Annotated in this window: 14 protein-coding genes, 1 tRNA gene and 1 pseudogene; 6 read left to right on the forward strand and 10 right to left on the reverse strand. The window is 44.6% G+C overall.

The window, feature by feature from the left end; translation table 11 throughout:
* Nucleotide 1: 1 nt before the first annotated feature.
* The 5 genes from KO473_RS20500 to KO473_RS20515 are packed head-to-tail and all read right to left on the reverse strand — an operon-like array spanning nucleotide 2 to nucleotide 2,081.
* Nucleotides 2-877, reverse strand: coding sequence for a class I SAM-dependent DNA methyltransferase (locus tag KO473_RS20500; protein WP_224223199.1), 876 nt, complete (start codon nucleotides 875-877; stop codon nucleotides 2-4).
* A gap of 6 nt (nucleotides 878-883) precedes the next feature.
* A complete protein-coding gene (locus tag KO473_RS20505; protein ID WP_005811423.1) occupies nucleotides 884-1,141 on the reverse strand; it encodes a restriction endonuclease subunit M in 258 nt (85 codons plus the stop codon).
* 4 nt (nucleotides 1,142-1,145) lie between these two features.
* A complete protein-coding gene (locus tag KO473_RS23605; RefSeq protein ID WP_005811422.1) occupies nucleotides 1,146-1,565 on the reverse strand; it encodes a hypothetical protein in 420 nt (139 codons plus the stop codon).
* On the reverse strand, nucleotides 1,547-1,909 hold the full coding sequence (locus KO473_RS23610; RefSeq protein WP_005811421.1) for a hypothetical protein: 363 nt from the start codon (nucleotides 1,907-1,909) through the stop codon (nucleotides 1,547-1,549). Before KO473_RS23610 ends, KO473_RS23605 begins: the two co-directional genes overlap by 19 nt.
* A gap of 7 nt (nucleotides 1,910-1,916) precedes the next feature.
* Nucleotides 1,917-2,081 (reverse strand): helix-turn-helix domain-containing protein, encoded by a 165-nt coding sequence (locus KO473_RS20515; RefSeq protein WP_371316905.1) that lies wholly within the window; start codon nucleotides 2,079-2,081, stop codon nucleotides 1,917-1,919.
* 174 nt (nucleotides 2,082-2,255) lie between these two features.
* On the opposite strand from KO473_RS20515, the gene KO473_RS20520 reads away from it, so the two are divergent.
* Nucleotides 2,256-3,254 carry an IS110 family transposase gene (locus KO473_RS20520; RefSeq protein ID WP_005822162.1) on the forward strand — a complete coding sequence of 333 codons (999 nt, stop codon included), beginning with the start codon at nucleotides 2,256-2,258 and terminating at the stop codon, nucleotides 3,252-3,254.
* 20 nt (nucleotides 3,255-3,274) lie between these two features.
* Here KO473_RS20520 and KO473_RS23615 read toward each other — a convergent pair.
* The 4 genes and pseudogenes from KO473_RS23615 to KO473_RS20535 all read right to left on the reverse strand — a co-directional run.
* Nucleotides 3,275-3,376, reverse strand: a pseudogene (locus tag KO473_RS23615) (XRE family transcriptional regulator); the annotation flags it as partial.
* A 391-nt stretch (nucleotides 3,377-3,767) separates the two neighbouring features.
* A complete protein-coding gene (locus KO473_RS20525; RefSeq protein ID WP_005822160.1) occupies nucleotides 3,768-4,955 on the reverse strand; it encodes a porin in 1,188 nt (395 codons plus the stop codon).
* Nucleotides 4,956-4,987: 32 nt separating this feature from the next.
* The gene (ansB, locus tag KO473_RS20530) at nucleotides 4,988-6,046 is read right to left on the reverse strand and encodes an L-asparaginase 2 (RefSeq protein WP_005782137.1); all 1,059 of its coding nucleotides are present in this window, start codon (nucleotides 6,044-6,046) and stop codon (nucleotides 4,988-4,990) included.
* 43 nt (nucleotides 6,047-6,089) lie between these two features.
* Nucleotides 6,090-7,400 (reverse strand): anaerobic C4-dicarboxylate transporter family protein, encoded by a 1,311-nt coding sequence (locus KO473_RS20535; RefSeq protein WP_005822157.1) that lies wholly within the window; start codon nucleotides 7,398-7,400, stop codon nucleotides 6,090-6,092.
* A 321-nt stretch (nucleotides 7,401-7,721) separates the two neighbouring features.
* Between KO473_RS20535 and aspA the strand changes: the two genes are divergently transcribed.
* Both aspA and KO473_RS20545 read left to right on the forward strand, forming a co-directional pair.
* Entirely contained in the window at nucleotides 7,722-9,155 is a 1,434-nt protein-coding gene (gene aspA / locus KO473_RS20540) for an aspartate ammonia-lyase (protein WP_005782141.1), read from the forward strand.
* 186 nt (nucleotides 9,156-9,341) lie between these two features.
* Entirely contained in the window at nucleotides 9,342-10,502 is a 1,161-nt protein-coding gene (locus tag KO473_RS20545) for a 6-bladed beta-propeller (RefSeq protein ID WP_005822156.1), read from the forward strand.
* A 97-nt stretch (nucleotides 10,503-10,599) separates the two neighbouring features.
* Here the strand turns inward: KO473_RS20545 and KO473_RS20550 are convergent.
* Nucleotides 10,600-10,687 (reverse strand) — tRNA-Ser (locus tag KO473_RS20550).
* Nucleotides 10,688-11,027: 340 nt separating this feature from the next.
* Between KO473_RS20550 and KO473_RS20555 the strand changes: the two genes are divergently transcribed.
* From KO473_RS20555 to KO473_RS20565, 3 genes are all read left to right on the forward strand, one after another.
* Complete coding sequence (locus KO473_RS20555) at nucleotides 11,028-11,606, forward strand: porin family protein (protein WP_005782143.1); 579 nt, start codon at nucleotides 11,028-11,030, stop codon at nucleotides 11,604-11,606.
* 75 nt (nucleotides 11,607-11,681) lie between these two features.
* On the forward strand, nucleotides 11,682-14,141 hold the full coding sequence (gene priA, locus KO473_RS20560; RefSeq protein WP_005782144.1) for a primosomal protein N': 2,460 nt from the start codon (nucleotides 11,682-11,684) through the stop codon (nucleotides 14,139-14,141).
* Between the two features lie 40 nt (nucleotides 14,142-14,181).
* Nucleotides 14,182-15,981 carry a DUF4091 domain-containing protein gene (locus KO473_RS20565; RefSeq protein WP_005822153.1) on the forward strand — a complete coding sequence of 600 codons (1,800 nt, stop codon included), beginning with the start codon at nucleotides 14,182-14,184 and terminating at the stop codon, nucleotides 15,979-15,981.
* Nucleotides 15,982-16,026 lie beyond the last annotated feature (45 nt).

Raw genomic sequence — 16,026 nt, forward strand, 5'->3', positions numbered from 1 at the left:
TTCAAAGGGTGACAGATGATATATCGGTAGAATAGAACATATTTCGCGGCGAAACGATAATCGCTTCTACTTTGTCGCTTTCGATTAGCTGTTTGCGTATTCCCTGCGTATCACTATCACCCAAAGCACCATTGGCAAGCAGGAATCCTGCAATTCCGCAACTGACATTCAGTTTATTTAGGATATGAAGAATCCACGCATAGTTGGCATTACTTGTCGGAGGGACTCCATAGCCTTGCCATCGAGGATCAGTCTCAAAACCTCCATATTCGGCATATTTCTTTAATGGGTTAGCCATGGTGTTATCAAACTTGAGTTCCTTATGCTGGTCATCAGAGAAAGTGGACACGGCTCTATCCCCCAAATGGTAAGAGATGCCTCGGATAGCTAAATTCATCTTTGCAAGGCGATAGGTGGCCGGTTCGGATTCCTGCCCATACACATTGACAGCTTTAGTATTTCCGCCGTGAGCCTCTATGAATATTGCAGCTTGAACGAACATACCGCCGGAACCACAGCAAGGGTCATAGACCGTCCCATCAAAAGGTTCTATAAGGGACGCGATAAGCTCTACGATAGAATGCGGAGTGTAAAATTCCCCTTCCTCTTTGTCTGCGTTGATTGAGAAAGCCTGTAAAAAAGACTCATATACACGTCCTATGAGGTCATGGTCATTAAATTTCTGAGGATCTATCTTGTTTATTTCATCCACAACGCTTTTCAAAACGCCCGGTTCAAGAGCTGTTTTTGTGAAAATCTGCTGCGGAAGGGCATTTTTCAGCTTAGGCTCGTTGTCGTCCAACGATTTTATGGCCATACCAGTAGGCAAGGTAAGAATCAACTTGTCCCAAAATGTTTCATCCGTTAGGAAAAACACTCCGTCCTACATATATTGGTTGGGGCGCGAAAGTTGCAACTCAATGAAATCCTTATCATCAATGCCCTGCACTTCCACTATTTCATACCTGATCTTCTCCTTTTGCTGTTTGAACCGTTCTCCTATGAATTTCAGGAATACAAGAGTCAACAGCAAGTCGCGTTTATCTGTCATGGCTGCACGCCCACGCAGACTGTTACGACAGTTGAAAAGTATCGTTTCAAGGGTCTCTTCCTTTACCGGTTTATTCTGTTTCTTAGCCATTCTATTATTTTATCAGTTCTGTATTTAATTTAAAAGCATTTGCATCAATCCCCATTTGGTAAATCTTAATGTCTGAATTCAGTTTCTGGACAACACTTATTATTTTTGATCTCTCATCTGCATTCATATTGATTCCCAAATAAACGGACTCGAAACACTCTCCTCCGATTTTAGGAAAAGCTCGTACTTCCTTCCAAGCAATCGGACCTTTATCATCATTCTGACCAGGTAATAATGCCATATATGTAGGACTAGGGTCTAAAATAAATAGCCTGACCTCTTGTTCATGCTCCCAAGCCTTTGCCTTTGTGGATAATTGATAATGGAAGAAATCTTTTGCATCCCTGAAATAATCAGGCTTCTCTACAATATCTTTATATTGGACTTCCACTTCGGAACAACCAATCATAATTCCGCCATACATGCAAAAAAGGTATTTTCGAACTTTCTCCATGTCCAAACCGATGCAGACACCTTTATGCTTACGTAATAGCTCCACATCAAGATTGAATCATGTATCTTGGAAAGGCTACATATCCACACCTCTTCTCTGGTTCTACGAAATGGATCTCTTCTTAATTCTTCAATTATTTCCGGAGTCCATCCTCCACATGCTTCTTTCGGAACATTGGAGAAATCAATTAACGATGGGTGGCAGTCAAACGGGTCGTTCAACTGCGTAGCATTGGTAAATTGAAGATTACTATAATGCAACATCATCACTCCATCATTGAAATCAAGATACTTATATAATTTCTCTGTTTCCATCAACTTATTATTCCGTCCTCAATAATTCATCCACAGTGACACCCAATACTTTGGATATTTGAATTAGCGTCTCCACATTAGGCTGAGTTGTGTTTGTAACCCATTTGAATATTACCTTAGATTTGCATCTGAAGATTACAGATAAAATAGAAAGGATAAATTTGTGATACAAAGAAAGAATGCAGAAAGTGAACCAGTTAGAATTAAGAAGTTTGCGAGCTTCATTGCCATAAGCGGACTTCCTGCTTGTTTGAATCCAGACCCAGATAGTAGGTTAGCATCCATTGTTAAGGTAATTGGGTTAAGTTCAAGCCCTTTCTTTCTTAAATCAGTAAAAGACAAAAGAATGGAAAATTTTTATTTTATCGGTGTGGACGTGTTGAAAAAGAAGCTGAACTTCTGCGTAATGTTTGAGGGAAAGGTTGTACATGAAGAAGAAACAAGCAACCATCAAGGCGCGATCATGTCGTTGCTGCATCATTTGGAAGAGGATTATGGGATAGCAAGCGGTCAAATGCTTGTCTGTGCGGAGCATACGGGGCAGTACACGTTCCCTTTGGCTTGTGCCTGCAAAGCAGTAGAATGTAGGCTATGGCTTGAAAATGCAGCGGAAATCAAATACTCTTCCGGTGTACAACGGGGAAAGAGTGACAAGGTGGATGCCAAGCGTATCGCCATTTATGCCAGCCGTTTTCAAGACAAAGTGCGCTATTACGAACGTCCCACGGAGGATATTGAAAGATTGAAACAGCTTGAATCCGAACGCACCTTGTATGTGACGGATTTTGCCAAATATAAAGGACAGATGAAAGACCAAAAGGAGTATATGCCCAAATCCCTGTATGAACGCAAGATGAAGCGTTTGCAGGCATTGATGGACGACTTGGAGGAAGCCATACAGTCCATTACTGACGAAATGGATGAAGTGATAGCTTCTTGTCCGGTACTATTCAGGCAGAGGGAACTGTTGATGTCCATAGATGGCGTGGGGCGTGTGGTGGCAACCAACATGATAATCGCAACGGAAGCCTTTACACGTTTTGATGATCCGAGGAAGTTCAACTGTTATGCCGGAGTAGCACCTTTCTCTTATTCTTCCGGAAGTTCCCAACACTCGAAAGCAAGGGTATCACACCGGGCAGACAAGGTGATGAAAAGATTGCTGCATTTGGCTGCCGTGGCTGTAACGCACCGGATTGGAGGTGAGTTGAAGAAGTATTACGAAAGAAAAGTTGCCGAAGGCAAAAACAAGATGTCCGTAATCAATGCCCTACGAGCAAAAATCGTGGCGAGGATGTTTGCGGTCATCAAAAGAAATGAGAGATATAAACCTATTTTATCATAAATAATTTGCAAAAATCATAGTAGTATGGCAGGATCTTTATCCAATTGTTCGGAGAGCCATTTATTGCTCTTATCTTTCTCCGCGAGGACGACTTTGATTCGATTCAGTAATTTATGCTCTATATCCAATGAATTTTTTCAAATATAGAGGCAAAGATACTAATAATTCAGAGAATATACTTGATAGAACAGGCGATATATAGCCTTGGCTCGCTAAAATATGATAAAAACGTCAATTATATTCCTATTTAATGCTTATCATGGAATAGGACTCTAAATGCTGTAGTGTTATACCAACTAATAATTTGTTTGTCCGCCCATTCTTTCTATCGCCTCAGACCGTCTCTAATGGCGCAGTTTATTTGGCTAAACGACGATGTAATTTATACAATAAATTGAAAATCAATGCTAATTGATTTCTTTAACGAAGAGGAGTATTGATACGAACGAATGAATTGAAAATAATAAATAGTCCCGATAAACGATCCGGTTTATCGGGACTATTTTATTGGTATTAGAACATCGGTAACTGATAGATGAAACCTAAAGACAAACGATTGGTACTGTAGTTCTCCTGTCCCAGTACTTTGGCACGATGTGTGAAGTCGTATGAACGTCCCACGTAAGTCAGGAAGAAATGCAGGTTGGTCTTCATCGGGTAAAACTCTACTCCGGCCAGGTATCCCCAGGAAGTACGGTAGTTACCTTTTTCAATGCCGTCAGCTGCTTTAGTAACCGAAGCGGTTTCGTACATACCTTTTACAAAAGCATTCCATTTCGGGAGGAAACGGTAGTTGAGCTTGGTCACCACGGATAAGTAACCGGCGTTGAAAGCATTGTGTCCGCTGGCATTACCCACGATTCCGGTGATAGTACCGTTGCGGTCGATGCCTTCCTGCGAATACATGAAGTCGACAAACATATTGAACTTATCCAGATTCAGCTCGTTGCCCACTGCATAATAGTAGAGGTTCTTGCCTTTGGCTTCACTCATGACGGAGGCTGACCAGCGGGTTTTGAATACCTTATTGAAGTTGCCGTTCCAGTTCAGGGTATAGACCAGTGGCATCTTCCCCGATTTGAGATCCGGCAATTTGCCTTCCGAATCTTCGGTGATTCCGTATGTTTTGTCAAACGAACTGTTACGACTATTCAGAATCTGCAGGTTGAGTTGCTGGGTGGAGGTAATATTATAACCGACGTTCAGTCCGGTCATAAAATTACTCATATTGTCGATCATGTCACTGTATTCGTAAATGTCGATCGGATTCAGGTCGAACTCAAATCCCCCGTAAGCGGCACATTGCTTACCGGCAAAGAAAGAGAACTGATCATTCAGTTTCACACCGATTCCGGCATAGTCTATCGAGGTAGGGATGTTATCGATCATTCCTCCTCCTTCGTTCGAACGGTTCAGGCGTTGACGATAGCGGTAAGAGAGCCAGCTGTTGAGATTGCCTTTTGCTTCGATGCGGAGTTGACGCATTTTGAATACTCCTTCGTCGAAACCATCGCGGAAGTTAGCGTCAAAACTACCTTGCATATTGAGGTACAGATTGAACTTATCCGTCTTTTTTTGCACGTTGGCCAGTTCTTCGTACAACGATTTGTTTTCCAGAAACATTTCCTTCTTTTCTGCCTTTTGTGCATATACTCCTTGAATGCTGCCCGCAAGGAGCAGCATTGCCATTAATTTCTTCATAAGTGTTCAGGTTTTATCGGTCCGATGCCCGGTTAGTACTCATTAAAATATTGCTGAATCTGCTTCCAGTCGTTGGTTTTGGTCAGTGCAAGCATCAGCAGTACACGTGACTTTTGCGGGTTCAATTCCTGCGAAGCGATAAATTGATATTGAGCATCATCCACCTCGGCATCCAGTGTCGTAGGTCCGGTCGGTACACGGGATGAACGGACAACGAGTATTCCTTTCTTACGGGCTTCTGTCAGTACCGGGAAAATGTTCTTGTGAATGTTTCCGTTACCTACGCCGGCATGGATAATACCCTTATAATCGTGGTGTAGAAGTGGGGTTACCATATCTGCCTCAATGTTTGAGTAGCTATAAACGATACCTACTTTAGGCAGAGAGTTCAGGTTGGTTACGTCGAACACAGACTGAGTGGTATGCTTTTTCAGTGGGGCTTGGTTGTAAAATACCTTTCCGTTGAAGATATAGCCCAACGCTCCGGAGTTGGGTGCCTGGAAGGTTTGTACATCGATTGTATTCATTTTTAATACACTTTCTGCCCCGAGAATCAATCCGTTCATGGCTACCAGTACGCCTTTGCCTACAGATTCTTTGGCCCCTGCGGTGACTACGGCGTTATAAAGGTTCAGCGGACCATCGGCACTAAGTGCGGTGGAAGGACGCATGGCTCCTACCAGCACTACCGGCTTATCGCTTTTGACGGTCAGGTTCAGGAAGTAAGCCGTTTCTTCCATTGTATCTGTTCCGTGAGTGATAACGATGCCGTCGATATCCGGACGTTTCAACAACTGGTTGATCTTTTTGGCAAGTATCAGCCATACTTCGTCGTTCATGTCCTGCGAACCGATGCGCACAATTTGTTCACCGGTCACATTGGCAATGTTTTTTAGTTCGGGTACTGCATCCAGCAGTGTACCGATTGCTACTTGTCCGGCTGTGTAATTGGTAGAGGTTGCCGAGCCGCCTGTCCCAGCAATCGTTCCTCCGGTAGCAAGGATGTGAATGTTTGGCTTCTGTGAGAAGGCCATCATTGTGGAAAGCAGTAGTGTAACCACTACAAGGCTTAGTCTTTTTAGTTCTTTCATGACTCAACTGTTATTTAGGTTAAAAAATAGATAGTTCGTATTTTTAAAATACCTGGATGAAGAGCAATCCGAGTACGATAGCTACAACGGTTGATACCAATCCGGGCATCATAAACGAATGATTCAACACATATTTACCGATTTTGGTTGTTCCTGTACGGTCGAAATTGATGGCAGCAACCACTGTCGGATAATTCGGAATGAAGAAGTATCCGTTTACGGCCGGGAACATGGCGATCAGCATATACGGCGAAATGCCGAGGGCGATGCCCAGTGGCATCAGTGCACGTACTGTGGCTGCCTGACTGTAAAGCAGGATAGACATTACGAACAAAGCTATTCCGAATAACCACGGCATCTGCCGAACCAATCCTTCGATAGATTCTGTCAGTTGCCCCATGTTGCCTTGCAGGAATGTGTCACCCATCCAGGCTATACCGAAGATGGCGATTACCGCCTGCATTCCTGCCGGGAAAACAGAACCTTGTGTTGCTTTGATTCCATCCGTCTTGGTAATTATCAGGATAAGCGCAGCTGCCGAAAGCATTACGATTTCAATAATGGCAGACATCCCTAATGTAACGGTTTCTCCGTCTATCAGGAAGGTGGGGCGCATACCGTCGAAAGAACCGAAGAATACGATGAAGGCCGTTGCTAAAATGAAAATCAGAACCGAGATCATTGCATTGCGCTTGTTGTGTACGTCCTTAATCTCTACTTTCTTAGAGTTGAAATACCCTTCTGCCAATCGCTTCTGATATTCCGGGTCGTCCACCAGTTCTTTGCCCACTTTCATTGAGAACAGTGCACCTACCAACACACCGATAATGGTAGCGGGGATCGTTATTTTTAAAATGTCAAATAAAGTAATGTCAAAACCTGCCAGAAGTCCGAGCAAGGCAACTGTGGCTGCCGAGATGGGGCTGGCCGTGATGGCTTGCTGAGAAGCGATAACGGCAATGCCCAGCGGGCGTTCCGGACGGATTTTTGTTTCGGTGGCCACTTCGGCAATCACCGGCAGTACGGAATAGGCAACATGTCCCGTACCGGCGACGAAGGTGAACAGATAAGTCACAATAGGACTCAAAAGAGTGACGTGTGACGGGTTTTTACGCAATAACTTTTCTGCCAGCTTCACCATATAGTCCAGTCCGCCGGCTGCCTGCATGCATGATGCGGCCGAAATAACCGCGGCAATCATCAACATTACATCGATCGGAGGGGCTGTGGGTTGCAGTCCGAAGACAAAAGTCAGTATTCCTAAACCTACGCCGCCCATTACTCCGAGTCCGATACCTCCCAAACGGGCACCGATAATAATAGCTGTCAGTACAAAAGCCAATTGTAAAATCATATCTTTCTTTTTTAATTTTTTGGCAAAGATAATTTAATAAATTGTCTCTGAATTGGTAAATGATATGGTAATCAACAAAAAAGAAGTTAATTGGTTTTTGCTGGTTTGCATATTTTTTCATTGTGAAGGAGATTTTATAAAATATCTCTCAATCGGATGCTATTTACAATATGATACATGTATTTGCTTTATTATACGTAAATTACTCCTTGTTTAAAGTATGTTAACTAAATAGTGAATATGATTGCTTTCAAAACAATATTGCTTAAGTTTGGTTATTATAAACACAGTTAAGATTATAATTGTTAATAAAGATATATTATGAAAGAAGAATTATCGAAAGCAACTCGTACAGAGAGTGATTTAATAGGTGAACGTGAAGTACCCGAAACCGCCTTATATGGCGTACAAACCCTTCGGGGAATAGAGAACTTCCGCATTAGCAAATATCATCTTTGTGAGTATCCCTTATTTATCAATGCACTGGCCATTACCAAGATGGGAGCCGCTATGGCTAACTTTGAACTTGGATTGCTGACTGAAGAACAGGCAAATGCCATTCTCCATGCATGTAAAGAAATTCTGGAAGGCAAACATCACGACCAATTCCCGGTAGACATGATTCAGGGTGGAGCCGGAACTACCACCAACATGAATGCCAACGAGGTGATAGCCAATCGTGCCCTCGAACTGATGGGACATAAACGCGGAGAGTATCAATATTGTTCGCCCAATGACCACGTCAACCGTTCGCAGTCCACCAACGATGCCTATCCGACTGCCATCCATATAGGTATGTATTATACCCATTTGAAACTGGTGAAGCATTTCAAAGAAGTGATCGGTGCTTTCCGGAGAAAAGCAGAAGAGTTTGCACATGTGATCAAGATGGGGCGTACACAGTTGGAAGATGCGGTGCCGATGACGCTTGGGCAGACATTCAATGGTTTTGCCAGCATCCTTCAAGATGAAATTAAGAATCTGGACTTTGCTGCACAGGACTTCCTGACAGTCAATATGGGAGCTACTGCCATCGGAACCGGAATTACCGCCGAACCGGAATATGCTACCAAATGCATCGCGGCCCTTCGGAAGATTACCGGGCTGGATATCCGTTTGGCCGACGATCTGATAGGAGCTACTTCCGATACTTCCTGTCTGGTGGGGTATTCTTCAGCCATGCGTCGTATAGCTGTAAAAATGAATAAGATTTGCAATGACTTGCGTCTTCTGGCATCCGGTCCGCGTTGCGGGTTGGGTGAGATCAATCTGCCTGCCATGCAACCCGGTTCGTCTATCATGCCCGGTAAGGTAAATCCGGTTATCCCCGAAGTGATGAACCAGATCGACTATAAAGTGATAGGCAACGACCTTTGCGTGGCTATGAGTGGCGAAGCGGCTCAGATGGAGCTGAATGCGATGGAACCGGTTATGGCACAGTGTTGCTTTGAATCTGCCGATTTGCTGATGAATGGCTTCGATACACTGCGTACTTTGTGCATAGACGGCATTACGGCCAATGAGGAGAAATGCCGGAAAGATGTTCACAACAGTATCGGTGTTGTGACGGCCCTCAACCCTGTCATCGGGTATAAGAATTCTACCAAAATTGCCAAAGAGGCACAGGAGACCGGTAAGGGAGTTTACGAACTGGTGTTGGAACATAACATTCTTTCGAAAGAAGACCTTGATACGATCCTGAAGCCGGAAAACATGATTCATCCGGTTAAACTCGATATTAAGCCTAACAACTGATCCGGGGAATCCGGTCAGCATATTTAAGAAGTTGTATCCCAATCCGGTTACAGTTCTTTCTTCCGTTTAGGGAGGATAGGAGAATTGCAACGGTTTGGGGTACAACTTCTTTTTTTATTTTCTGAAGTTTGAGAGCTGAATCCGGTATTTTTTTTCTATCTTGCCGGTGTGATTAATGATGATACTATGAAAAAATTCCCTTTTTACTTTCTGGTGCTGTACCTGTTGGTTTCATGCCAGGGGACGAAGCGGGCGGAGACTCAGGCTTTATCCGTTGTCGACATGACAAAAAGTTACCCTGAAAAAGAGATTGTTCTGCAAGACATTGCCGATGTGGAATATATTCCTTTAGAAACTACCGATGACTTTCTGTTCAATGGTGTTGCCGCGATAGTGTCCGATAAATATATCGTGACGATAGGTCATCAGAGTGAAGATGTCTGTCTGTTCAGCCGGGAGGGAAAAGCCCTTACCCGCATCCACCGGGTGGGAAATGGTCCGGGAGAATACAAAGATATTGCGACGGTAGACGTAAACTGGGAGAATGGCGAACTTTATCTGAAAGAGATGAACCGGCAAAAAATTCACGTCTATTCGCTGGATGGCACGTTCAAGCGTTCGCTTCCTTATCCCGAAAATATATGGTTGAACCAGATGTATCTTTTCTCTCCCGAATATCTGATTGCCTCCCGGGACTTCACTCCTTCCGCAGGTTCGGATGCCGGGTTCCATCCCTACCTCCTTGTCTCTACCGAGAGCGGACAGCTGGATTCTTTGAGCTATGTGCAGAAAAAATGTGTGCAAGTTAAATTAATCATCAACGAGCAAGCGCATCTGTATGGCTATATGCATGAGCCATCGATTATTTGCAATGGTTCCCGGTTCTACATAGGCAATGCGGACTCGGATACTTTGTTTACGATGGAGCCGGATTTTGCTTTAAAACCTTTGCTGGTCCGGACCCCTTCACATAATGAAGAAGGGAACCAGTATGGTTTGTTTTTGAAAGGAGTGGCGGGACCCTATCTTTTTTTGACCAAGCAACCGATGGAGATACCTATGAACAGCATTGATCATCTGGATTTGCAAAATGAAGAATGGCTTTATGATCGCCGTACCCAGGAGGTTTTCCGCTATATTTTCAAGAATCGTGAAGATACTTCGAAACCGGTCTCAGGCATCATGTTTTATCGTTATCCCGAAGATTGCGCTTTAGTCATTCTGAAGTCGGAAGATTTGGTGGAGGCTTACGAAGCCGGTGAGTTGAGTGGTGAACTGAAAAAGATTGTTTCGGGAATGAAAGTAGATGATAATCCTGTCCTGATGCTGATACAGTTTAAGGGATAGGGAAACGGTCTTCATAGAGAAGGGGGAGGTGTCACAGTCTGTGGTGAAACGGGCTTTTGCAAGGCTCTTTTTCTTAATCGGAACCTGCAAGCCTGTGCGGAAAGAGTGGGATTCAAACCCACGGAACAGACAAGCCGTTCACCGGATTTCGAGTCCGGCCCATTCGATCACTCTGGCATCTTTCCTTAAATGTACTACAAAGGTAAATCGTTTTATGATTTGTTGTTCCGGTAAGGGTGTTTTTTTCTTCTTGCCGGGATTTTGCTGCTACTTTATGAGGTTGTGGGTCTATTATTAAAAAATCCGATATACCAGTTGTACATCTCGTATATAGTTCCCTTAGATGATAAAGATGGATCTTTTTATTGAGAAAACGGCAAGTCCTTTATATTGGGGATTGAAACAACAAAATGCTGTTGAGTAATGTTATAGAATAGAGCGCTTTGCTGAAAATATGCAAACGAATTTAATGTTTTTTTAATTTAAAACTATATCTTTGTCCCGAATTTTAAACACAACTTAGTTATGAAAAAGATTATTAGTGCTTTAATGATAGCTGTATGTATCGGTATGGCTATGCCTGCTCAGGCACAACTTATCAAGTTTGGTGTGAAAGGTGGTGTAAACCTGGCAAAAGCTGATTTTAATAAGTCTGATTTAAAAACAGACAACTTTACCGGTTTCTTTATCGGCCCGATGGCTGAGGTTACTATCCCACTGGTAGGTTTGGGGGTTGACGGTGCTCTTTTGTTCTCTCAGAGAGGTGTCAAAGTAGGTGATGAGTCTATCAGACAGAATGGTCTCGATATTCCAATTAACTTGAAGTATACTATTGGCTTGGGTAGTGCATTGGGTATCTACGTGGCAGCCGGTCCGGATTTTTATTTTAACTTCTCAGGCGATAAGAATTACGAGGACCTTGGTCGGTTGAATAAAAAGAACGCACAGATAGGTATTAATGTAGGTGCCGGTGTGAAATTACTGAGGCATTTGCAGATAGGAGCCAATTATAATATCCCGTTGAATAAAACAGCGGAATGGAAAGAGGCTGATTTTTCTTATAAGACTAAAATGTGGCAGATATCTGCTGCTTATATTTTCTAAGAAATCAGAATCATCTGATGATATACAAATCCCCGGCGTTTGCGTCGGGGATTTTTTTGTATCTTTGTCCTCACGATGAAAAAGTATGTAGATGTCATATTACCTTTGCCTCTTCCCCGTTGCTTCACTTATTCCCTTCCGGACGAAGGAGCAGAAGAGGTGCAAATCGGTTGCCGGGTAGTCGTATCTTTCGGGCGGAAAAAGTATTATACAGCCATTGTTTGCAATGTTCACTATTATGCGCCGACCGAATATGAAGTCAAAGAGATTTCCGCCGTACTTGATACCTCTCCGATACTGCTCCCTGTACAATTCCGGTTTTGGGAATGGTTATCCGATTATTATCTCTGTACACAGGGCGATGTCTACAAAGCGGCGTTACCTTCCGGTTTAAAACTGGAAAGCGAGACAATTGTTGAATACAACCCTGACTTTGAAGCCGATGCTCCCCTTCCCGAACGGGAACAACGGATACTTGACTTGCTTGCAAAAGATCCTGAGCAGTGCGTCACCAAACTTGAAAAGGAGAGTGGTCTGAAAAACATACTTACTGTTATTAAATCCTTGCTCGATAAGGAAGCCCTTTTTGTAAAAGAGGAACTTCGCCGTACCTATAAACCCAAAACAGAAGTCCGGGTCCGGCTGACGGCCGACGCTTCGGGCGAGGAGAATCTCCGGCGACTTTTTGATAAATTAGAACGCGTCCCGAAGCAACTGGCACTGTTGATGAAGTACGTCGAGCTTTCCGGGGTATTGGGGGACGGCACGTTGAAGGAAGTATCGAAAAAGGAATTGTTGCAGCGTGCTTCCGCTTCTCCTGCCGTTTTTAACGGATTGGTAGAAAAGCGGGTCTTTGAAGTCTATCAACGGGAAATCGGCCGATTGAACCGTATCTCGGGACAAACGGTGGAACTGAACGTTCTGAACGAACATCAGCAGCGGGCTTATGATGAAATTGTGCGGAGCTTTCAAGAGAAGAATGTCTGCTTGCTCCACGGTGTGACTTCCAGCGGAAAGACTGAAGTGTATATCCATCTGATAGAAGATGCTTTACGTCAGCGGAAACAGGTGCTTTACCTGTTACCCGAAATTGCGTTGACCACTCAGATTACCGAACGTCTGAAACGGGTGTTCGGCTCCCGGTTGGGGATCTATCACTCCAAGTTTCCCGATGCCGAACGGGTTGAGATCTGGCAGAAGCAATTGACGGAAGAAGGATATGACATTATTCTGGGGGTGCGCTCTTCGGTATTCCTCCCGTTCCGGAATCTCGGACTGGTCATTGTGGACGAAGAGCACGAGAACACTTATAAACAGCAGGACCCCGCGCCACGCTATCATGCCCGCAATGCCGCTATCGTACTGGCTTCGATGTATGGGGCAAAGACGTTGTTAGGCACTGCCACTCCTTCGGTGGAGACCTGGCAGAATGCCACTACCGGTAAATTCGGATGGGTGGAGTTGAAAGAACGATATAAAGAAATTCAACTTCCGGAAATTATTCCGGTAGATATCAAGGAATTACACCGCAAAAAGCGGATGACGGGGCAATTCTCCCCCTTGTTATTGCAATACGTCCGTGAGGCGCTTGATAATAAACAGCAGGTGATTCTATTTCAGAACCGGCGCGGTTTTGCCCCGATGATAGAGTGCCGCACTTGCGGATGGGTGCCTAAATGCAAAAACTGTGATGTCAGCCTGACTTATCATAAAGGCATCAATCAGCTGACTTGCCATTATTGCGGGTATACCTACCAGTTGCCCCGTTCGTGTCCGGCTTGCGAGGGAGTCGAACTTATGCACAGGGGCTTTGGTACGGAGAAGATAGAAGATGACGTAAAACTGATTTTTCCGGAAGCTTCTGTGGCACGTATGGACTTGGATACTACCCGTACCCGGTCGGCCTATGAAAAGATTATTGCAGATTTTGAGCAAGGGAAGACTGATATACTGATCGGTACCCAGATGGTATCAAAAGGACTCGACTTCGATCATGTCAGTGTAGTGGGCATCCTCAATGCGGATACGATGTTGAATTATCCCGATTTCCGTTCGTACGAACGTGCCTTCCAGTTGATGGCACAGGTTGCCGGACGTGCCGGGCGAAAAAATAAACGGGGCAGGGTTGTGCTGCAAACCAAAAGTATAGATCACCCCATCATCCGTCAGGTGATGACGAACGATTACGAGGATATGGTAGCGGGACAATTGGCCGAACGACAGATGTTCCATTATCCTCCCTACTACCGGATGGTGTATGTTTATCTGAAGAACCGGAACGAGACATTGCTGGATGTGATGGCACATACCATGGCCGAAAAGCTGCGCGCATTGTTCGGAAACCGTATACTGGGGCCGGATAAGCCTCCCGTTGCCCGTATCCAGACTTTGTTTATACGGAAAATAGTTGTTAAAATAGAACAAAATGCGCCAATGAGTCGCGCCCGTGAATTACTTTTGCGTGTACAACGGGAAATGATAGAAGACGAACGGTTTAAATCGTTGATTGTCTATTATGATGTAGATCCTATGTAATGAAAACCAATCTTAATATATACCTTTAAAAAATGAAACCATGAAGCGAATCACGACACTTTTGCTTTCTTGCCTGGTTAGTACAGGCCCGCTTCTTGCACAGCAAGGAGTGACACAATGTGGAATACCGACCGGACAGGCTCCGTTCCCACTTCAATCTTACAAAGAGTTACCCGATCCGGTTACTCCTTCCGGGAAGGAGTGGGCGGCAGTCAAAACTCCTCAGGTGCAATGGGGAAATACCGATACCCGGTATGCAAAACATGTTGTCCCCATGATTCAATCACAGAAAAGCGTCACACTGGAAGGCTGGCGTGGCGAGAAACTCCATGCTCAGGCTGTTGTCTGGACAGGTACCGATCTGGAAGGGTTGAATTATTCTCTTTCCGAATTTAAAAACTCCAAGGGCGACGTGCTTCCGGCAAGTGCCTTCAGCGGAGGTTTTGTCCGCTATGTGATGACGGATGAACTGAATAAGGATGGACGCGGTGCCTGTGGCTATCGTCCGGATCATTCTATTTACGACTCTCTGTTGGTGGCCGATCCGATTGACCACTTGCTGACTTCCATGCCTATGGAGGCTAAGAGTACCCAAGCTATCTGGATCAATTGCCAGATACCCCAGACCGTGTCTCCGGGAGTTTATCGCGGCACCGTTGAGGTGAAAGACGGAGACCAGAGGCTGTCTACCCTCAAGATGGACATTAAAGTCTCTTCCCGCGTATTGCCCGCTCCGTCCGAATGGGCTTATCATCTGGATTTGTGGCAGAGCCCGTTTGCCGTGGCACGCTATTATCAGGTTCCGCTTTGGAGTCAGGAACATATGGATGCCATGCGTCCGTTGATGAAGATGCTGGCGGATGCCGGACAGAAGATTATTACGGCTACCATCATGCACAAACCTTGGAACGGACAGACTTATGACTATTTTGAATCGATGGTTACCTGGACGAAAAAGGTTGATGGCACATGGGCTTTCGACTATGGTGTGTTCGACAAGTGGGTGGAGATGATGATGAGCGTAGGCATTGACAAGCAAATCAACTGCTATTCAATGGTTCCGTGGAAATTGTCATTCCAGTACTTCGATCAGGCTACAAACAGTATGCAATACGCCAAGACTGCTCCGGGCGAGAAAGCTTACGAAGAGATGTGGGTGGCTATGCTGAAGTCATTCTCTAAACATTTGCGTGAAAAAGGCTGGTTCGACATTTGTGCCATCGCCATGGACGAACGCCCGATGGAGGTAATGCAGAAAACATTGCAGGTGATCCGTAAAGCTGATCCGGAATTTAAAGTTTCGCTGGCCGGAAATTTCCATAAAGAATTGGAGGCTGATATTTACGATTACTGTATTCCTATCGGCGCTTCTTATCCGAAAGAGGTATTGGCACGCCGTGCACAAAAGCAGTTGCCTACAACTTATTACACCTGTTGTACAGAAGCTTTCCCGAATACCTTTACTTTCTCCGATCCTGCCGAGGCTGCCTGGATGAGCTATTATTCTGCTAAAGATCACCTCGACGGTTACCTGCGTTGGGCATATAACAGTTGGCCGAAAGAGCCGTTGCTCGACTCACGTTTTGAGGCTTGGGCCGGTGGTGATACTTATCTGGTTTATCCGGGAGCACGTTCTTCCATCCGTTTCGAGAAACTTATCGAGGGCGTTCAGGCTCATGAGAAGATAACAATCTTACGTAAAGAGTTTACGGATAAGAAAAACAAGAACGGATTTAAGAAGCTGGAAAAAATGCTATCCACCTTTAAACTGAAGGACTTCCCGGAAGTGCCGGCTGCTGAAACGGTGAATAAGGCGAACAAAATATTGAATTCGTTGTAGAGTTATCGACAATACCTTTTTATACCGCATGCAGAAACGTGTAGC

This window comes from Bacteroides sp. HF-4919, assembly GCF_018860125.1.